Annotated in this window: 22 protein-coding genes, 1 tRNA gene and 1 pseudogene; 8 read left to right on the forward strand and 16 right to left on the reverse strand. The window is 67.6% G+C overall.

The window, feature by feature from the left end; all coding sequences use genetic code 11:
* Positions 1–135: 135 nt before the first annotated feature.
* On the reverse strand, positions 136–336 hold the full coding sequence (locus tag AB0L57_RS01015; RefSeq protein ID WP_364955060.1) for a hypothetical protein: 201 nt from the start codon (positions 334–336) through the stop codon (positions 136–138).
* Between the two features lie 146 nt (positions 337–482).
* On the reverse strand, positions 483–1,019 hold the full coding sequence (locus AB0L57_RS01020) for a hypothetical protein (protein ID WP_364955063.1): 537 nt from the start codon (positions 1,017–1,019) through the stop codon (positions 483–485).
* Between the two features lie 215 nt (positions 1,020–1,234).
* Between AB0L57_RS01020 and AB0L57_RS01025 the strand changes: the two genes are divergently transcribed.
* Positions 1,235–1,573 carry a hypothetical protein gene (locus AB0L57_RS01025; RefSeq protein WP_364955066.1) on the forward strand — a complete coding sequence of 113 codons (339 nt, stop codon included), beginning with the start codon at positions 1,235–1,237 and terminating at the stop codon, positions 1,571–1,573.
* Here AB0L57_RS01025 and AB0L57_RS01030 read toward each other — a convergent pair.
* A pseudogene (locus AB0L57_RS01030) lies at positions 1,563–1,747 on the reverse strand (DUF1508 domain-containing protein). The gene AB0L57_RS01025 and the pseudogene AB0L57_RS01030 overlap by 11 nt on opposite strands.
* 47 nt (positions 1,748–1,794) lie before the next feature.
* Between AB0L57_RS01030 and AB0L57_RS01035 the strand changes: the two are divergent.
* Complete coding sequence (locus AB0L57_RS01035; protein WP_364955069.1) at positions 1,795–2,187, forward strand: recombinase family protein; 393 nt, start codon at positions 1,795–1,797, stop codon at positions 2,185–2,187.
* Positions 2,188–2,446: 259 nt separating this feature from the next.
* Here the strand turns inward: AB0L57_RS01035 and AB0L57_RS01040 are convergent, their stop codons facing one another.
* The 5 genes from AB0L57_RS01040 to AB0L57_RS01060 form a co-directional block, all read right to left on the reverse strand.
* Positions 2,447–2,596 carry a hypothetical protein gene (locus AB0L57_RS01040; protein ID WP_364955073.1) on the reverse strand — a complete coding sequence of 50 codons (150 nt, stop codon included), beginning with the start codon at positions 2,594–2,596 and terminating at the stop codon, positions 2,447–2,449.
* A complete protein-coding gene (locus AB0L57_RS01045) occupies positions 2,597–2,791 on the reverse strand; it encodes a hypothetical protein (RefSeq protein ID WP_364955076.1) in 195 nt (64 codons plus the stop codon).
* Positions 2,792–3,017: 226 nt separating this feature from the next.
* Positions 3,018–3,103 (reverse strand) — tRNA-Leu (locus tag AB0L57_RS01050).
* A 95-nt stretch (positions 3,104–3,198) separates the two neighbouring features.
* Positions 3,199–3,513 (reverse strand): integration host factor, actinobacterial type, encoded by a 315-nt coding sequence (mihF, locus tag AB0L57_RS01055; protein WP_025349974.1) that lies wholly within the window; start codon positions 3,511–3,513, stop codon positions 3,199–3,201.
* A gap of 221 nt (positions 3,514–3,734) precedes the next feature.
* Positions 3,735–4,601, reverse strand: a complete 867-nt coding sequence (locus AB0L57_RS01060) for an NAD(P)-binding domain-containing protein (protein ID WP_364955080.1) — start codon at positions 4,599–4,601, stop codon at positions 3,735–3,737.
* A 135-nt stretch (positions 4,602–4,736) separates the two neighbouring features.
* On the opposite strand from AB0L57_RS01060, the gene AB0L57_RS01065 reads away from it, so the two are divergent.
* Positions 4,737–5,090 (forward strand): helix-turn-helix domain-containing protein, encoded by a 354-nt coding sequence (locus tag AB0L57_RS01065; RefSeq protein ID WP_364955082.1) that lies wholly within the window; start codon positions 4,737–4,739, stop codon positions 5,088–5,090.
* A gap of 9 nt (positions 5,091–5,099) precedes the next feature.
* Here AB0L57_RS01065 and AB0L57_RS01070 read toward each other — a convergent pair whose 3' ends face one another.
* Positions 5,100–5,759, reverse strand: a complete 660-nt coding sequence (locus AB0L57_RS01070; RefSeq protein WP_364955085.1) for a response regulator transcription factor — start codon at positions 5,757–5,759, stop codon at positions 5,100–5,102.
* A complete protein-coding gene (locus AB0L57_RS01075) occupies positions 5,756–7,177 on the reverse strand; it encodes a histidine kinase (protein ID WP_364955087.1) in 1,422 nt (473 codons plus the stop codon). Before AB0L57_RS01075 ends, AB0L57_RS01070 begins: the two co-directional genes overlap by 4 nt.
* 160 nt (positions 7,178–7,337) lie before the next feature.
* Here AB0L57_RS01075 and AB0L57_RS01080 point away from each other — a divergent pair, with 160 nt between their 5' ends.
* The gene (locus AB0L57_RS01080) at positions 7,338–8,228 is read left to right on the forward strand and encodes a sterol desaturase family protein (RefSeq protein WP_364955090.1); all 891 of its coding nucleotides are present in this window, start codon (positions 7,338–7,340) and stop codon (positions 8,226–8,228) included.
* A 17-nt stretch (positions 8,229–8,245) separates the two neighbouring features.
* Here the strand turns inward: AB0L57_RS01080 and AB0L57_RS01085 are convergent, their stop codons facing one another.
* Together AB0L57_RS01085 and AB0L57_RS01090 are read right to left on the reverse strand one after the other, a co-directional pair.
* Positions 8,246–8,620, reverse strand: a complete 375-nt coding sequence (locus AB0L57_RS01085) for a hypothetical protein (RefSeq protein WP_364955092.1) — start codon at positions 8,618–8,620, stop codon at positions 8,246–8,248.
* Between the two features lie 3 nt (positions 8,621–8,623).
* On the reverse strand, positions 8,624–9,277 hold the full coding sequence (locus tag AB0L57_RS01090) for a hypothetical protein (protein ID WP_364955094.1): 654 nt from the start codon (positions 9,275–9,277) through the stop codon (positions 8,624–8,626).
* A 190-nt stretch (positions 9,278–9,467) separates the two neighbouring features.
* Between AB0L57_RS01090 and AB0L57_RS01095 the strand changes: the two genes are divergently transcribed.
* Both AB0L57_RS01095 and AB0L57_RS01100 read left to right on the forward strand, forming a co-directional pair.
* Positions 9,468–10,823 carry a M20/M25/M40 family metallo-hydrolase gene (locus AB0L57_RS01095; RefSeq protein ID WP_364955097.1) on the forward strand — a complete coding sequence of 452 codons (1,356 nt, stop codon included), beginning with the start codon at positions 9,468–9,470 and terminating at the stop codon, positions 10,821–10,823.
* Positions 10,824–10,856: 33 nt separating this feature from the next.
* Positions 10,857–11,408: a YbhB/YbcL family Raf kinase inhibitor-like protein gene (locus tag AB0L57_RS01100; RefSeq protein ID WP_364955100.1), complete on the forward strand. Its 552-nt coding sequence runs from the start codon at positions 10,857–10,859 to the stop codon at positions 11,406–11,408.
* 82 nt (positions 11,409–11,490) lie between these two features.
* Here the strand turns inward: AB0L57_RS01100 and AB0L57_RS01105 are convergent, their stop codons facing one another.
* The 4 genes from AB0L57_RS01105 to AB0L57_RS01120 all read right to left on the reverse strand — a co-directional run bounded on the left by AB0L57_RS01105 (position 11,491) and on the right by AB0L57_RS01120 (position 15,858).
* Positions 11,491–13,320 carry an AMP-dependent synthetase/ligase gene (locus tag AB0L57_RS01105; protein ID WP_364955102.1) on the reverse strand — a complete coding sequence of 610 codons (1,830 nt, stop codon included), beginning with the start codon at positions 13,318–13,320 and terminating at the stop codon, positions 11,491–11,493.
* 124 nt (positions 13,321–13,444) lie between these two features.
* Positions 13,445–14,542, reverse strand: a complete 1,098-nt coding sequence (locus AB0L57_RS01110; RefSeq protein WP_364955105.1) for a quinone-dependent dihydroorotate dehydrogenase — start codon at positions 14,540–14,542, stop codon at positions 13,445–13,447.
* Between the two features lie 3 nt (positions 14,543–14,545).
* Positions 14,546–14,836 (reverse strand): DUF5703 family protein, encoded by a 291-nt coding sequence (locus AB0L57_RS01115; RefSeq protein WP_364955107.1) that lies wholly within the window; start codon positions 14,834–14,836, stop codon positions 14,546–14,548.
* A complete protein-coding gene (locus AB0L57_RS01120) occupies positions 14,836–15,858 on the reverse strand; it encodes a hypothetical protein (RefSeq protein WP_364955110.1) in 1,023 nt (340 codons plus the stop codon). Before AB0L57_RS01120 ends, AB0L57_RS01115 begins: the two co-directional genes overlap by 1 nt.
* 260 nt (positions 15,859–16,118) lie before the next feature.
* Here AB0L57_RS01120 and AB0L57_RS01125 point away from each other — a divergent pair, with 260 nt between their 5' ends.
* Together AB0L57_RS01125 and AB0L57_RS01130 are read left to right on the forward strand one after the other, a co-directional pair.
* A complete protein-coding gene (locus tag AB0L57_RS01125; protein ID WP_364955113.1) occupies positions 16,119–16,364 on the forward strand; it encodes a hypothetical protein in 246 nt (81 codons plus the stop codon).
* Positions 16,365–16,420: 56 nt separating this feature from the next.
* Positions 16,421–16,954, forward strand: coding sequence for a hypothetical protein (locus tag AB0L57_RS01130; protein WP_364955116.1), 534 nt, complete (start codon positions 16,421–16,423; stop codon positions 16,952–16,954).
* The last annotated feature ends 2 nt before the right edge of the window (positions 16,955–16,956 follow it).

The following is a 16,956-nucleotide window of genomic DNA, read 5'->3' on the forward strand; positions in this document are numbered from 1 at the left end:
GGAACCACCTGCCGTCGTCAAGACGAATGAAGCCTCTGGAGCAGGAGCGCACGAGCGAACGCTGGTTGGCAACCAACGATAATGAGTTCTCAATGAGCGCAAATTACCTTGTGCGCAAGAGGATTTCATTGCAGATCAGAGGAATTGGAAGGTGGCGGCGTTGGCGGCGTCATTGTTCGCGGTCGTGGCCGACGACGGGGAGGGGTGTTGGTCGGGATGGCTCGCGTCGTTGCAGACCGCATCTACGCCATCGTGGTCGATGTGTTGGTCTCCTCGGTGAAGCAATGCACACTCGACCAGATCCAGAATGCGGCCGAACTCGGCCAATCCCGCCATCGACCGCGAATCTGGCTCAGCGATATGGCTTTCGACTTCTGCATCAGACCGCGGTGTCACGTGGCGACGAGCACTGCGCCGAACGGTCGGGAGTGGCGCGGCCGGCCGTGTCACGGGTGTGGGGACGGCGGCGGCGCTGTGGCGGGTCAGTCGCTCTCGAACAAGTGGTCGTAGCCGATTGCGAAGGTGTAGTCGGAGGGATCAACTACCACCTGGCGCCGGTCACCGATCCTCGGAAGCGGGAGAACGGCCGGTACTTCACAGTCCGCCGCGAACGTATCGAAGCCCGGACCGCTGATGCGGACCCGAAGTTCGGCAACATCCGGATTCTCACCCCCTTGACGTATTCGGACCGCGACGATCTCCGCTGTCGAAACGACCCCGGCGTTCCGGAACCGCTTGGCGTTCCACCGCTCTCCGTAGGTTGTCACCGCGATGGCGAGGCCGATCGGGAACGTGACGATCGTCGGGCACAACCCATCCCACAACGAATCACCCGTCAAGGCGAGAGCAGGCCCCGCCACCATCAGACCGGCCGCGATCGAGTACGTGAACACTTGAGCAACAGGGCCGATGAGTTCGACTTGCCTCGGCTCTCCGTCGCTACCGGACACTTCGACATCATAATGGTGAAACCACGCCCTCGAGGGGCAGCACCGCAACACCGACTGCGCTGCGCGCATGTGCTCCGTGTCGCTCGTACTGGACCGATATCGCCCCGGCGCAGCTGCTCGACGCCGCGGCCGAACACGGCCTCGAGGGCATCGTGTCCAAACGATTGGACTCGACATACCGCCCTGGGCGCCAGTCGAGGTCGTAGATCAAGACCCCGCTACGCAGATCCGCCGATGTCGTTGTCGCCGCCTGGATCCCCCGGGGCCGCCGGCCCGATTCCGGGGTGTTCGGGTCGCTCATCCTGGGCGGACACACGCCGACCGGAGAGTTCGTCTACGTCGGCACCGTGGGCACCGGGTTCTCGACCCCGCAGCGCCGCATGCTGCAGGCTCGCCTGGACGGGATCACCAGCGAGGCAAGCCCGTTCGCGTCACCACCGCGGTTCGGGTCGACGCCGGCGTACTGGGTCGAGCCCGCACTGGTCGCCACGGTGTACTACCGCGAGTTCACGACCACGCTGCGCCATCCGAGCTGGGCAGGCTTGCGCGGATCAGATCCCGGGCGATGTGGGCTCGCCGGACTGAACATACGCCCGGACGTGGAGAGGCGACTTAGGCGGTGAGGTCGACGACCGCGGCGCCGGCGGCGTTGGACTGAACCGAGGAGATGCCCTTTTTTGCGGATTCCTTGCTGTCGTAGAGCTTGGGCTCTGGGCGATGATCTCGCCGTTGCCGGCCTTGAGCCGGAATCGGAACTTTCTCGACGCGTCTTCGAAGAGCTCGAACTTCGCTGCCATGATCGCCTCTATCCACTCGCAGAGGAAAGTGTCTGACCAGGGCAGATATGTCAATGGTCCTGCGGTTCGAGTCACGGCGCGCGGTAGGCGCCACGCACGGCGGTCGCCCACTGTACGGTTACCGACTCGCCGACGCCGGTCCACACCCGAACCCGGGCAAGGCCGCCGATGGAAAACGGCTCCACAAGCTCGAATCGGACCCTCTCACTGCACCCATCGTTCAGCGCATCTTCAGCGAATACCTCTCGGGAATAGGCGTTTTCGCGATCGCGCAACGGTTGACCGCAGACCGTGTGCTGTCGCTGTCAGCCCATGACAGAAAGCGCAACCCTCACCGGGTGGCGATCGCATGGTCGAAGAGCGCCGTGCGAGCGATCCTGACCAACCCGCGCTACACCAGATACGAGGTGTGGAACAAGCAGCGCAAGCAGGGGCGCTGATCAACGTCGAAGATGTCGCGCTGGGGCACGAAACCAAGCTGGCATGGAATCCTAAGAGTGACTGGGATTTTCCGATCAGCCTGTCCACGACGCGCTCGTCACGAACGAAACCCTCGAACTGGTTCATCTGCGGCTGGCGTCGCGTGGACCGCGGTCCACGGGGCGGGAGATAACCCGTCACCAGCATCCCTACGGCTTTACGGGCATGGTGTTCCACGAGAGTTGCGGTCGACGGATGCAGGGCAACTGGGTCCGGGGATCAGCGCACCACCGCTGCCGCTGTCCCGCCGAATACGCGATCGCCAACCTGATCGACCATCCGAAGTCGGTGCACATCCGCGAAGATGCCGTCATCGAGAAGATCGACACATGGCTGGCCGGCGTATTCGACGCCGACCGGATCGAACACTCACTCACGAGCCTTGAGAAGTCGCAGCCCGTCCATCTCGGCGCGCAGGCGCAGGCTGATCCAGCGACCTCCCTGGAGGAATACGATCGGAAACTCGCTCGGCACCGTGCCGCGTTGGAAGCCGGAGCCGACCCAGTCCTGGTCACTGAATGGATCCAAGAAGTTCAGCGAGAGCGCCAGTTGGCCGAAGCGCAAATCGACGCCAGCGGCCGGGACTCACCAACCCGCCGTCGCATGACCCGAACCGAAATCACGGAAGTGGTAGAGCATCTCGGCGGACTGACAAGAATTTTGCGCACCTCCGATGCCCGCGACAAACGGCCGGTCTACCAGCAACTTGGCCTGAAACTTACCTACAACCATGAAAAACGGATGGTCGCGGTTGAATCTCAACCGCGACCATCCGTGGGTGTACTGGTTGTGTCCGGAGGGGGACTTGAACCCCCACGTCCGTTAATAGGACACTAGCACCTCAAGCTAGCGCGTCTGCCATTCCGCCACCCGGACCGGTGGTGCTCAGCAAGGTTAACGGATCAATCCGCAAGGTCCAAATCACGGGTCTTCGTGCAGGTCCTGGCTGCTGAGCGCCGCCTTCTGGAGGGTTAGTTCGTCAACGCCTCGAGTAGTGCGGCACGCTGACGCGAACCCAGTCCGCCGATGCGACGGTCGACAGGGATGTCGGCCTCGTCCATGAGCTTGGCTGCCTTGACCGGGCCGATGCCGGGCAGGGCTTTGATGACCGCGGCGACCTTCGTCTTTTTGACCAGGTCCTCTTTGTCGGCACGCTCGAGCACCTGGGACAAGGAGACCGAGCCCTTGCGGATCTGCTCGATCAGCTCCGACCGCGCCTTTCGGACCGCGGCCGCCTTGGCCAGCGCTTCGGAGCGTTGCTCGGCGGTCATGGTGGGAAGTGCCATGTCTCTAACCTTTCACTCGTTCGCTGGAACCTCAACGGCACCGATTGAACATCACCGGCGGCCCGGTGATGGGTCGACACACCGCGAGGATAATCCCGGTTCGACGGCGGTGACGAGCGTTCGGGCCTGTGTGATGCGGGATATTTGCCCGCGGGATCGTCCCCGGTGGAGGATCCGGACGCTGCCGGAGCCCCCGCCGGTCGGTTCGGCATGCGCCCCGATCAGGGGCGCAAACCCTCCACGATCCGCGCGAACGCCAGCTCTCCATGGCCGTCTGCGACCTGTTCGTCGACGAGGGCCTTGACGGGTCGTAGCACGTCAGCGGTGGTTTCCGCCTCGCGGGCGGACCGCACGATGGCGTCCAGAGCCGCCTTGTTGAAGTGCAGGTTCTGCACGTCGGTGCGGTAGTCACCGCTGTCGACGAGGAGCGCTTGTCCCGGTAGTGAGCGGGTCATCGCGGTGAGCCAGGGGACCGCGCGCTCGGCGAAGTCGGTGGCCGAGACACCCGCGGACCGCAGCATCGCCGCGCCCTGGGCGAAACCCGCGAACATGGCGTACATCGCCGCGAGCAGTGCGAAATCGTGGGCGGCGGCCAGGCCGGGATCGGCGCCCAGGTACTCCGCGGAGCCGAACAGGTCGAGTACCGGGCGTGCCGTCGCGAAGGTGCCGGCGTCGCCGCTGTAGAGGATCGCGGCGGCGGGGCCACCGATCATGTCCGGCACGGCCATGATGCCGCCATCGAGGTGGGCGATGTCGTGGCCGCGCGCCCAGTCGGCGAGCTGCCGTGCTTCTTCGGGGGTGGTGCTGGTCAGGTCGACCAGCGCGGTGTGTGACAGCGTCGCCGCGATCGGTTCCAGTACGGCCTGTACCGAAGCGTGGTCGAGCAGGCAGGCGATGACGAGATCGGCGTCCGCGGCAGCGTCGGCCGGTGTCGCGGCACGATCGGCGCCGGCGGCGACGAGCTCGATGTCCTTGCCGCCGGTGCGATTCCACACCCGGACGCGGTGCCCGCCGTGCAACGCGGTCATCGCCAGTGCCCTGCCCATCGCGCCCAGGCCGAGTACGCTGATTGTTCGCTGGTCCGGCAAAACGGTTCAACTCCTTCAGGTTTTCGGATCGGTCGGCGCGCCGCTGTCGATCCTGTCCCGTATTGGCTTGTGCGCCAAGTACCTACTAATTTGTGCAGTACTTACCCGTAGGTTTGTGACCAGGTGGAAAGCGTGATGAGCGAACGGCGAGGTCCGTATCTGTGCGGGATCGACGCGGCGATGGATGTCGTCGGCGGCAAGTGGAAGGCGTTGATTCTCTGGGATCTCGACACGCACGGCACCCGCCGGTTCGGGCAGCTGCGGCGGGGACTGCCCGGAGTGTCGGAGAAGGTACTCATTCAGCAGTTGCGTGAGCTCGAACACGACGATGTCGTGCATCGTGAGGTGTACGCCGAAGTGCCACCGCGAGTGGAGTATTCACTCACCGCGTTCGGGGTGGAGTTGAACGCCGCGCTGGCGCCGCTGGGTGTGTGGGGACGAGACCGCATGGATCGGATAGGCGCCGAGCGAGTCCCGCATCCGGAATGATCGCGGCGGCTACCGGCCGGGCCCCGGGGGCACCAGGCCGTGGCGGTAGGCGTGGACGACGGCCTGGATTCGGTCGCGGACCTGCAGTTTCGACAGGATTCGGGAGACGTGGGTCTTGACCGTCTCCTCGCCGACACCGAGGGCCGCGGCGATCTCACTGTTGCTGCGGGCATCGGCCAGCAGCAAGAGGACCTGCTGTTCGCGGGCCGTGAGGGAATGAACCGGTGGGGCGGGTGAGGTCAGTGTGCCGGCGAATCGTGGAGCCAGGCGCCGGGTCATCGACGGATCGATGACGGCGTCGCCGCGGACGGCCACCCGGACGGCGCCGATCAATTCCTCCGGCGGCAGCGTTTTCAACAGGAATCCGCTGGCACCGGCCTGGAGCGCGCGGGCAAGGCTGTCCTCACTGTCGTAGGTGGTCAGCACGAGAACGCGGGTGCCGCCGGCCGCGACGATGGCCTCGGTGGCGGCCAAGCCGTCGAGTTTGGGCATGCGGACATCGAGGATGGCGACATCGGGGCGCAGGCGAGCGGTTTCTCCGATCGCGCTGCGGCCGTCGCAGACCTCGCCGACGCATTCCAGATCGGGTGCGGCGTCGAGGACCGCGCGCAGACCGGAGCGGAACATCGCGTGATCGTCGGCGATCAGTACGCGCAGTGGACCGGTCACGCCGCGCCCCCCGGAATGCGCACCGTGATCTCCCAGCGGTCCGTGGCGACGAGACCACCGGTGACGGTGCCGCCGAAAAGTTCGGCGCGGCGCCGGATCCCCTCGAGTCCGCGCGCCACCACGGCTGCCCGCGACCGGTCGGGCTCGGGCGCCGCGAGCACGGCTGCCGGGACCAGGGCCGCGGGCAGTGTTGCGAGGGGGCCCCGAGGGCCACGGCTCGCGCTCCGCGGATCTGCCGCCGCGAGGCCGTGCGCTGGTTGCGTGTGCCTGACGGGTTGGGCGACAACCGGATTGGACTCCTGCACGACGACCCATTCGGTGTCGACGCCGACAGTCAGCGTCGCCGTGCCGGTCCCGTGACGCAACGCGTTGGTGAGCAGTTCCTGCACGATCCGGAATACCGTGATGTCCAGTGATCGGGGCAGAGCGGAGTCGGCGGTCAGCACCGCGACCCGCAGTCCCGCGGCCCGCATCCGATCCACCAGATCTTCGATATCGGCCATGCCGGGCTGGCGATGTTCACTGTCCTCGCGGCCGTGCAGGAAATCGAGCTGACGGCGCAGGTCGACCATGGCGGCGCGGCTCTCGGATTCGACGGCGCACAACGATCGCGCGGCCGGATCTTCGGCACCGGTCGCCGTGGCATCGAGCGCCATCCGGGCCGCCCCGGCATGGACGGCGATCGCGCTGACGTGGTGGGTGATGACATCGTGCAGGTCGCGGGCGATGGCGGCGCGCTCGTCGGTCAGGGCGCGCTCGAGAGCCGCGGACTGCTGCTGGCCCGCGAGTCGCTGGCGCTGTTCCAATTCGGCGATGTAGGCGCCCCGGCCGGCGGTGTAGCGACCGACCAGCCAGGGCACCAGGCCGCCGGACACCGCGCCGGTGACCAGCAGCCGCCAATCACCGGACGCCGCGCCACGCGAGATCAACGGCGCGGCCGATGCGCCGAGGACCAGCACCGGCACGATGAACAGCGAGGCCCGTCCCGATATCCAGGCTCCGGCGCGATACCCGGCGACGAGGAAACCGACATCGGCGATGCGGACGGTCAGACCGTGCCGATGCAGTAGCCACGCCACCACGATCCGCAGGACCACCTGGGCGAGCGCGACCACCGCTGCGGTGCTGGGCGGGGCGGCGAAGGCGAGATCGACGGCGATCATGGCCGCCAGGACGACGCCGCCGGACACCGGCGCCGTGGAGAAGATGCCCGACACCGCGAAGACGATCGCGTCCACGACCGCCGCGACCACGGCGACGGCCACCGACTGTCTGGTCAGCGATCGACGAAACGCACGCAGCTCGCCCGGGACCGCGACGACCGGCGGCTGTTCCGCCCGCTCGGCGGCGAGGCCGGCGCGGCGGATCCAGCTCGGCGGCGACCACCGCGACGAGCTCACTGTTGGCTGCACCGGCACCCCCGCGACGATACCGGCGCCCGGGGGGCCGCGAGTCCCTCCCACGGGGGACGGCCGATCCCTCCTCCGCCTGATGTTTGCACCGGTCATCGCCGTTAACGTCGACCCCGGCCCACCGGGCGGCAGTGCCCCGCGGCCCGGGAACGGAACAGGAGTCCGGATGAACAACGCGCACCTGGCGATATACGCGGTGCCGGCTTTCGTGCTGTCGATGTCGGTGGAGTGGTGGGATATCCGCCGCGATCCGCAGCGCGCGCCCAGTGGCCGTTACGGCCGTGAGGCGGCCACCAACTGGGCCACCTATGTGCTGGGGCAGGTGACCAAACCGCTGTTGCAGTACGTGCTGCCGTTCTCCACCATCGTGGCAGCGGCCGCGGTGACACCGCTGCACCTGTCGCCGAGCCATTGGTGGGTGTGGGTGCTGGGCCTGGTGGTCACCGACTTCTGCTACTACTGGGCGCATCGGGCCGATCACCGCGTCCGGTTGCTGTGGACGGCGCATTCGGTGCATCACTCGAGCAAATACTTCAATCTGTCGACCGCGATCCGGCTGCCGTGGCTCAACCCGTTCGCCTCGGTGGTGCGCAGTCTGGCGTGGGTGCCGGCGGCGCTGCTGGGCTTCCCGGCGTGGATGATCTTCCTGCTCAACAGTCTCGGGCTGCTCTATCAGTTCCCGATCCACACGCAGCGCATCGGCACGCTGTGGCGGCCACTGGAATTCGTGTTCAACACTCCGGCGCATCATCGGGTGCACCACGGTTCGAATCAGCCGTATCTCGACACCAACTACGGGGGTGTGTTCATCGTGTGGGATCGGCTGTTCGGCAGTTTCGCCGCCGAATCCGAACCCATCCGCTACGGCCTGACCCACGACATCGGCACGGGCAATCCGCTGCGGGTGAACTACCACGAATTCACCGCGATGCTGGGTGATGTCCGCACCGCCCGGACCTGGCGCGGCCGGATCGGTTACCTCGTCGGGCCGCCCGGCTGGCGCGAACACGGCGGTGAGACGCCCGCGACCGCCGAGAAGGCTTCGGCGGCAGCCTGATCCGCCCCGGGGCCGGGTCAGAGCTCGACAGCGCCGGTATCGGGTGTGGGTGCCGGCACACTCGGCGAGCCGATGCGTCCCGTCACGATCACGATGAACGCGAGCGCGGTGGCGATCAGGATGTGTGCGGCGAAAAGCACCAGGAACGGCAGCAGAAATCCCTCGTCGGTGAATGCGCCGTGGTCGTCGACGCAGTACAGGGTGTAGTTCACCGAGGTGCCCTCGGAGTCGTGGAAGGTATCCGACACCACGATGGGGTCGAGGTGGGGCGAGCAGAACAGGGGCCCGGTGAGCCGTGCCTCACCGGGCCACACGGCCAGCGGCAGCACGAATCCGATGAGGGGCCCGGCACCGATCCCGGTGGTCAGTGCGGTGGTGAGGGCCCTGGCCATCGATCACACCCGCCGAATCCGGAGAAACGCACCGGCGGCGTCGAATTCGGCGACGGTTTCCGCGCGCGGGGAGACCACGTTCGCGACGATGCGGATGTCGTGGCCGAATCGGCTCACCAGGACGACCGGTACGGTCGCGTCGGTGAGCTCGCTGCGGGCGCGGGCGGTGTCCACGACCGATTCCAGGCGGGCGAGGCCGGGAACGTCGGACAGGGCGAAACATTGCCCGTCGAGATCGTCGGCGGCCGACACCCGCACCGGTTGTGGCGCGCCCAGGCGGCCGAGCCGGAAGGTGAAGTCGTCGAGTTCCGTGGGTCGTTGCGGCGATCGGATGCGTAGTCGCACAGCGGGTTCGCGAGTGGACAGATCGGTGTGCTCGGCGAGAAAGCCGGAAACCTGCGCGGGCTGGTCGATCAGGGTCAGCCGGAAACCGGTCGAGTCGGGGGCGGTCAGGAGCACGACACTCGCCTCGATGTCGTTGCTGCCCAGCCGGTTTCGCAGGGCCTCGACCGCATCGGCGGGCAGTGCGCTCACCAGCCCGCCGCCGCGGGCACGGATCTGCTGCTCGAAATCGCCACGCTCCACCGCACCGGCGCAGCCACAGGTGACCAGGACCAGCGAGCACACCGCGGCTCGCAGCCGCCGTCGACGGCGCATACCGGAATGATAAGCAGTGCGGACGCCCGGCGCTCGCCGAGTCGTCCACCACGAGCCCGGGGTCCGCGCGCTCGAAGCCGGATACCGATCGATCCGATCGCAATCTCGCGGGACCCGTCTCGCCTGGCCCCGGAGCCGAGGTGGCAGCGGCTGTCCACGGCCGGTGCGGGCCGCGTGGTAGGAAAGGGGCGTGACAGCTACCGGTGAACATCGCGAATCCCGTTCCCGCGCGGAATCGGAAGTGGTGGAGTTGGTCAGCACGCTGATTCGCTTCGACACCTCCAATACCGGCGTCCTGGAGACCACCAAGGGCGAGCGGGAGTGTGCGCAGTGGGTGGCCGATCAGCTGCAGCAGGCCGGGTATGTGACCGAGTACGTCGAGTCGGGTGCGCCGGGACGCGGCAATGTGTTCGCGCGGTTGCCCGGCGCAGACTCCGAACGTGGCGCTCTGATGATCCACGGACATCTGGATGTGGTGCCCGCCGAGGCGGCCGACTGGAGTGTGCACCCGTTCTCCGGCGCGGTCCGCGACGGCTACGTGTGGGGCCGCGGCGCGATCGACATGAAGGACATGGTCGGCATGATGCTGGCGGTGGCTCGCCAGTTCAAGATCGAGGGCACGGTCCCGCCGCGTGATCTGGTCTTCGCCTTCCTCGCCGACGAGGAGAACGGCGGCAAATGGGGCTCGCAGTGGCTGGCCGACAACCGGCCCGACCTGTTCGACGGTGTCACCGAGGCGGTCGGGGAGGTGGGCGGTTTCTCCTTGACGGTGCCGCGCCGCGACGGTACCGAACGCCGGCTGTATCTGGTCGAGACCGCGGAAAAGGGGCTGGGCTGGATGCGGTTGCGCGCCAAGGCGCGCGCCGGCCACGGCTCGTTCCTGCACGAGGACAACGCGGTGACGATTCTGGCCGAGGCGGTGGCCCGGCTCGGTAACCACACCTTCCCGCTGGTGCTGTCGGATTCGGTGGCCGAATTCCTGGCCGCGGTGAGCGAGGAGACCGGGATCGAGTTCGATCCGGACAGTCCCGATATCGAGGGGCAGCTGGCCAAACTCGGCACCATTTCCCGCATCATCGGCGCCACCCTGCGCGACACCGCGAATCCGACGATGCTGCAGGCCGGCTACAAGGCCAATGTGATCCCGCAGACCGCCGAGGCCACCGTGGACTGCCGGGTGGTGCCGGGGCGTCAGGCCGCGTTCGAGCGCGAGGTCGACGAGCTCATCGGCCCGGACGTGGAGCGGGAGTGGATCACCAAACTCGATTCCTACGAGACCACCTTCGACGGGCATCTGGTCGACGCGATGAACGACGCGATCCTCGCCCACGATCCCCACGGTCGCACCGTGCCGTACATGCTGTCCGGGGGCACGGATGCGAAAGCGTTCGCCCGCTTGGGGATTCGCTGTTTCGGGTTCGCGCCGCTGCAGCTGCCGCCGGAGCTGGACTTCTCCGCACTGTTCCACGGTATCGACGAGCGGGTGCCGGTCCCGGCCCTGGAGTTCGGCACCCGGGTGATGCAACATTTCCTGTTGCACAGCTGACGATTCACTCGATGAGCAGAAAGGACGGCCCTCGTGCCCGACTATTCCCACAATCCGTATGCGGCGTTGCCTCAGCTGCCCGAGTTCACACTCACTTCCACCGACGTCACCGACGGGCAGCCGCTGGGTAACGAACAGGTCAGCGGTGTGTTCGGCGCCGGCGGCAAGGACATCTCGCCGCAGTTGTCGTGGAGTGGATTTCCTGCCGAGACCAAGAGTTTCGCGGTCACCGTCTACGATCCCGATGCCCCCACCGGCTCGGGCTTCTGGCATTGGGCCGTTGCCGACATCCCGGCGTCGGTGACGTCACTGGAATCCGGTGCCGGCAGCGCCGGAGAGGGCAGTGAGGGCGGCGCACTGCCCAGTGGCGCGGTCCAATTGCGCAACGACGGAGGTTTCCCCGGATTCGTCGGTGCCGGTCCGCCGCCCGGGCACGGTTACCACCGCTATTTCGTGGTCGTGCACGCGGTGGATGTCGAATCGCTCGGTGTCGGCGCCGACGCGAGCCCGGCATTCCTGGGATTCAATCTGTTCTCCCATGCCATCGCCCGCGCGACGCTGGTGGGCACCTACGAACAGAAGTAGTCCGTGGCGCCGATGGGTGGTCCCGGGGTTCCGGGGCCACCCATCGACATGAATACGGTTGTCCGGTAACCGGATTCGGCGACTAGAGGTTGTGGATGCCGCCGAGAACCGGATCGGTGTAGAGATCGGCGATCTCGGCGGCGTACTCCGCGGCGATCGGGGAGCGCTTGAGCTTGAGGGTCGGCGTGAGTTCGATTCCGCCGGGTTCCCAGGCCCGCGCGAGAATGCGGAATCGCTTGATCTGTTCGACGCGGGCCAGTTTCGCATTGCCCGCGACGATCGCCGCGCGGACCTCGTCGATGATCCGGGGGTGCTCGGTGAGGGTCTCGAGGGTGGCGGCGGGAATGTCGAGTGCCTTGGCGCGCACCGCGGCCGTGTCGGCGTCGAGGACCACCAGCGCGGCGATGTAGGCGCGGCCGTCCCCGATGGCGACGAGCTGACCGATCAACGACGAGGCGGCCTTCACCGAATTCTCGATGTTGGTGGGGGAGATGTTCTTTCCCGCCTCGGTGATGATCAGTTCCTTCTTGCGGTCGACGATGGTGACGTACCCGTCGCCGTCGATGGTGGCGATATCGCCGGTGTGCAGCCAGCCGTCGTCGTCGAGCGCCTCTTTCGTCTTGTCGGGCATCTTGCGGTAGCCGTGGCTGACGATGCCGCCGCGGATGAGCAGTTCCCCGTCGCTGTCGAGCCGGATCTCCACGCCGTCGGCGGCCCGGCCGACCGAACCGGGCCGGGGCTTGTCGAGTTCGGTGAAGGTGCCGACGCCGGTGGTCTCCGACATGCCCCACACCTCGCTGACCGTCAATCCCAGGCCGAGTAGGAATTCCAGCGTCTCGGGCGGAATCGCGGCGGCACCGGAGGAGGCGACCTTCAACTCGTCCAACCCGAGAGTGGCGCGCAGTTTCGAGAGCACCAGCGCATCGGCGATCCGGTGTTGTGCTGCCAGCACAGGGCCGCCGCTGCCGCCGGTGAGGCGGGCCCGGGCGGTGGCCACGCCCACACCGATCGCCCAGCGCGCCAACGCTTTCTTCACCGGGCTCGCCTCGGTGGCGACGGCGGCGTCGATCCCCGCCTTGATCTTCTGCCACACCCGCGGCACGCCGAAGAAGTAGGTCGGACGCGCGTCGGGCAGGGCGGCGGCGATTTCGCGCGCGTCCGGCACGCAGGTGAGGGTGACGCCGGTGAACAGATTCAGGCAGTGCGCGGAGATGCGGTCGGCCACGTGCGCGGCCGGCAGGTAGGACACCGCGCGTGAGTCCAGGTCGGCGACCAGCGCGCCGCCGATGAGCGCAATGATCTGCGCGGTGACATTGGCGTGGGTGGTCTCGACCCCCTTGGAGGGGCCGGTGGTGCCGGAGGTGTAGATGAGTGTGGCCAGGTCATCGGGTCGCACCGCCTGCCAGGCGGCGTCGAAGTCGAAATCCTCGGCCGGGTCGCTTTCGACCTGTTCGAGGGTCGTGCCGTCTTCGGGGGCGGCACCGTCGACGACGATCAACTGCTCGAGCTTTACTCCGGACGCGGTGATCGCGGGCAGGAAGCTCTGCTCGGTGACGACCACGGTGTTGCCGGCGTTGCCGAAGACATGCGCGATCTGGCCGGGCGAGCTGGTGTTGTACACCGAGAACGGGGTGGCGCCCAGGTGCAGGATCGCGGTGTCGACGAGATTGAATTCGGGCCGGTTGGTGAGCATCAAACCGACCGTGTCACCGTGTCCGACACCGAGTTTCGCCAGTCCCGCCGCGATGGCGCGCACCCGGCGCGCATAGTCGGCCCAGGTGATCTGCTGGGTTCCGCCGACGGTGCGTAGCGCGACCTGGTTCGGGCGTAGTGCGGCGGTCTGCTGGAAGGCCTCGGGCACGGTGCGAACCGTGGCGCCGGTCTGGTGGGTGAATTCGATCTCTGCTGTCATATCCCTATTTCCCGGTCGGAGCACGACCACCACGTCCTGGGACGTGATGTGGATCACCCATCCTAAACGCGGATTCGGACATCCGGGTGGTGCTTCCGACCGGTAGTGACAGCGGGATCGACGCTCAGGCCGCCGTTGTGTGTGCGGCGCCCACCGCATCGGCGAGGGCGGCATATCCGTCCGCGCGCAGGCGTGCGGCCAGGCCGCGGTGCAGGCGCCGGGTCCAGAACGGGCCGCCGTAGATGAATCCGGTGTATCCCTGCAGCAGCGAGGCACCGGCGAGGATGCGCTCGTAGGCCTGGTCGGCGGTCTCGATGCCGCCCACCGAGATCAGCGTGAGCCGGTCGCCGACGCGCGTGTAGAGCCGGCGCAGCACCTCGAGGGAGCGATCGGCGACCGGTGGTCCGGACAATCCGCCCGCACCCATCGCCTCGACCTCGGCGGTGGGAGTGGCCAGGCCGTCGCGGCGAATGGTGGTGTTGGTGGCCACGATTCCGGCCAGTCCGAGTTCGACGGCGAGGTCGGCGACCGCGTCGATGTCGTCGTCGGACAGATCGGGGGCGATCTTGACCAGGACGGGTTTGGTCTCGCCGGCGGTGGCGACGCTGTCCAGCACCGCCTGGAGCAGCGGGCGCAGCGATCGCACGGCCTGCAGATCTCGCAGCCCGGGGGTATTGGGCGAGCTGACGTTGACGACGACGAAGTCCGCGAGCGGGCCGAGCAGGCGTGCGCTGACGGCGTAGTCCTCGGCGGCGTGCTCGGGTTCCACGATCTTGGTCTTGCCGATGTTGGCACCGATGGGCACCCCGCCGGCCCGGCGGGTGGCCAGCCTGCCGGCCGCGGCCGCCGCACCGTGGTTGTTGAAGCCCATCCGGTTGATCAGCGCGTGGTCGGCGGCGAGCCGGAACAGCCGGGGCGCCGGATTACCGGGTTGCGCCTGCGCGGTGACTGTTCCGATCTCGGCGAAGCCGAAACCCAGTGCGCCCCAGGCATTCACCCCTGCCGCATCCTTGTCGAAACCGGCGGCCAGACCCAGCGGCGCCGGAAAGCGCAGGCCGAAGGCGGTGGTCACCAGGATCGGATCGGGGGCGGCGGTCAGGCGGTGTGCCAGCCACCGCGTCGGCGGGAAAGCGGTCGTGAGCCGGATGACGGTGAACACCAGATGGTGGATACGCTCGGGCGGCACCAGGAACAGCAACCGCAGGAATAAGGAATACGCCATTCCTCACATCCCCGTTTCGGTCACGGGGAAGCTGGTTTTGCGGCGCCGCAGCAGTACTCGCCGGCTGCCGTCGGTGTAGGCGCGCACCCGCGACAGCTCCCACCCGCCGAATTCGGCCTGGATCGCCAGGCGCATGGATGCGGTCACCCGATTCACGTCCGGGGGTAGTCGTAGCGGCACGTACTCGTAATCTCCTTCTTCGCTGGTCTCCTCCCACCCGGCGGGGATCGACCTTCTGCGGTGGCCGCTGTGTGCGGCGCCGGCCGCGGACTCGTATCGAGGCGCTCGAGCCATCACTGACCTCTCTTCCTCTGGTCCGCACCGATGCGTTGCAGACCGTCTCCGGTCGCCGAGCCGACGAACATGTCGCCGGTGCGGCTGTCGATCGTCAGTGAATTGGGCTGTCGCACCGTGGCGAAGCGACCCACCTCTTCCGGTATACCGGTCGACAGATCGAATCCGACGACCTCATTGCTTCCGGTGAGGGTCAGCCACACGGTGTCGGACCGTTCATCGTAGGCCAGTGCGTAGGGCGCCACGCCGACCGGGAAGCGCTGACGCAGCAGCAGCGGGTCGGTGCTGTAGACGAGCAGTGCGCCGCCGGAGGTGTCGGTGGCCAGCATCCGGCCGAACCGGTCGCCGATGACGTGGGTGGCGCCGAGTCCGGCGCGCAGTGCCAATCCGGCGCGGTCGTGGGCGAGATCGAGTTCGGTGAGGCTGGTCTGGTCGAGGTCGAGGGTGGCGATCGCGGAGGTCGTCACCGCGACCGCGTCGACGGTGCCCAGCCCGTCGATCGTGCGCGAGGGCCGCCCGGCCGGGTCGAGGATCCGCACCCGGCCGCCGTCGAGCCCGGCCACCAGGCTGCCGTCCGCGCGGCGGGCGACCGCGCGCACCTCGCCGTCGACCGGTACCGGATGCACGGCGGCGGTGGCGATGTCGACGCGCAGTACCTCGCGGCCCGCCGAGACCAGCACCTCACCGGGTGCTCCGAGGGCGAGGCCGGTGGCGCGGGAGGGCAGGGTGATCGTGCGTGGCGCGCCCGCATCGGCGGGATCGGCGATACGCAGGGACAGACCCGTGGGATCCAGGGCGAGTATTCGCCCACTGCCCGGTTCCGCGAGCAGGGCGCCGATCGGGCCGAACGCGGTCACGGCACCGGCCGGTGCGACGGTCGCGACGGGTGCGGCGGCCGCGGTTCCGGGGGCTCCGGCCGCGGGCGTGGAGGCGTTGTCGCTGTGCGACGAACAGCCGGTGACAAGTGCGGCGGCACCGGCGAGCGCGAGCGCCGCAGAAACAACCGACCGGTTCCCGCGCATGCTTCGAACTCCTTCGCGCCGACAACTCATGCGTACTGCTTCATCTGACCATGATCGGACACTCGGCCCGCTCACCGGGGTGGTTCCGGCGTGGCATGCGCCTCACCCGTTACCGTGAACACCTATCCGATATCGAACCAGGGGAGTCTCGGTTGGAAACAGACCGAACGTCTGAATTCACACTTGAAGATCTAACCGTTGGTCCGTACGCGCACGGTTTCGGGAGAACCGCCGAGGGGCTGCCGTTCGCCTTCCGCACGGTGCGCGCCACTCTCACCCTCGAGATCTATCGCGCCGACGCCGCGACCGAGGTGCCCGGCCCCGAGGATGTGGTGGCCGTGGTGGAAGCCGCGGTCACCGATATCGACCTCGGCGACGCACGCAGCGTGCGCGCCCTGGTGCACGATCTGGTCCCGACCGCACTGCCCGTGCGCGGGCAGCGGGGTGCGACCACCACGGTGCGCGCCTTGCTCGACCGGTTGAGCGCGGTCATCGAGGGCCGCTGACAGCCCGTGCCAGACTGTAGGAATCATCGGTTACTTACGACACATTCGAGGACGTAATGGCATTGCGACGCACGGTCTACGGCGCATTCGGAATCACGATGCTCGCGCTGACGATCGCCGCCTGCGACAGCGGACCCGACGAAGCCTCGGTGGCGGCCGCCCGCTCCTCGGCGTACGCGGCTCTGACCTCCTCCTCGGCGGCCGCGGCCACCAGCAGCGCCAACCGGCCACCCATCCCCACCTCCGCCGAGCTCGACACACAGATCAAACGCGCGCTGGATCCGTCGCTGCCCGACAGTGAACGCACCGACCTCATCGAGGACGGCGCCGCGTTCTCCGGCGCCATTCCCGATATGTACAAGGCACTGCACGACAATCCCCGCGCCGTCTACGGCGTGGTGGACCCGGTGTTCGACAATCACGACGGCACCCTGACCGCCACCATGCGCCTGGACAAGGACGGCAGTGGCGAGAACGTGCGCACCACGATCGTGCATTTCGTCGATCTCGACGGTAAGTGGAAGATCTCGCGCAACGATCTGTGCGGCATCCTGCGGTCGGCCGACTACCGCACCCCGGCCTGCGGCTGATC

Source organism: Nocardia sp. NPDC052254 (genome assembly GCF_040679495.1).
Taxonomy (GTDB): Bacteria; Actinomycetota; Actinomycetes; order Mycobacteriales; family Mycobacteriaceae; genus Nocardia.

What these genes read in the sequence shown, in the direction of transcription:
- AB0L57_RS01130 (WP_364955116.1), top strand. Translation starts at nt 16,421, where the DNA reads ATGGCATTGCGACGCACGGTCTACGGCGCATTCGGAATCACGATGCTC.
- AB0L57_RS01110 (WP_364955105.1), bottom strand. Translation starts at nt 14,542, where the DNA reads ATGGCGTATTCCTTATTCCTGCGGTTGCTGTTCCTGGTGCCGCCCGAG.
- AB0L57_RS01020 (WP_364955063.1), bottom strand. Translation starts at nt 1,019, where the DNA reads ATGCGCGCAGCGCAGTCGGTGTTGCGGTGCTGCCCCTCGAGGGCGTGG.
- mihF (WP_025349974.1), bottom strand. Translation starts at nt 3,513, where the DNA reads ATGGCACTTCCCACCATGACCGCCGAGCAACGCTCCGAAGCGCTGGCC.
- AB0L57_RS01035 (WP_364955069.1), top strand. Translation starts at nt 1,795, where the DNA reads ATGTCAATGGTCCTGCGGTTCGAGTCACGGCGCGCGGTAGGCGCCACG.
- AB0L57_RS01105 (WP_364955102.1), bottom strand. Translation starts at nt 13,320, where the DNA reads ATGACAGCAGAGATCGAATTCACCCACCAGACCGGCGCCACGGTTCGC.
- AB0L57_RS01015 (WP_364955060.1), bottom strand. Translation starts at nt 336, where the DNA reads ATGGCGGGATTGGCCGAGTTCGGCCGCATTCTGGATCTGGTCGAGTGT.
- AB0L57_RS01120 (WP_364955110.1), bottom strand. Translation starts at nt 15,858, where the DNA reads ATGCGCGGGAACCGGTCGGTTGTTTCTGCGGCGCTCGCGCTCGCCGGT.
- AB0L57_RS01065 (WP_364955082.1), top strand. Translation starts at nt 4,737, where the DNA reads ATGAGCGAACGGCGAGGTCCGTATCTGTGCGGGATCGACGCGGCGATG.
- AB0L57_RS01090 (WP_364955094.1), bottom strand. Translation starts at nt 9,277, where the DNA reads ATGCGCCGTCGACGGCGGCTGCGAGCCGCGGTGTGCTCGCTGGTCCTG.
- AB0L57_RS01085 (WP_364955092.1), bottom strand. Translation starts at nt 8,620, where the DNA reads ATGGCCAGGGCCCTCACCACCGCACTGACCACCGGGATCGGTGCCGGG.
- AB0L57_RS01115 (WP_364955107.1), bottom strand. Translation starts at nt 14,836, where the DNA reads ATGGCTCGAGCGCCTCGATACGAGTCCGCGGCCGGCGCCGCACACAGC.
- AB0L57_RS01080 (WP_364955090.1), top strand. Translation starts at nt 7,338, where the DNA reads ATGAACAACGCGCACCTGGCGATATACGCGGTGCCGGCTTTCGTGCTG.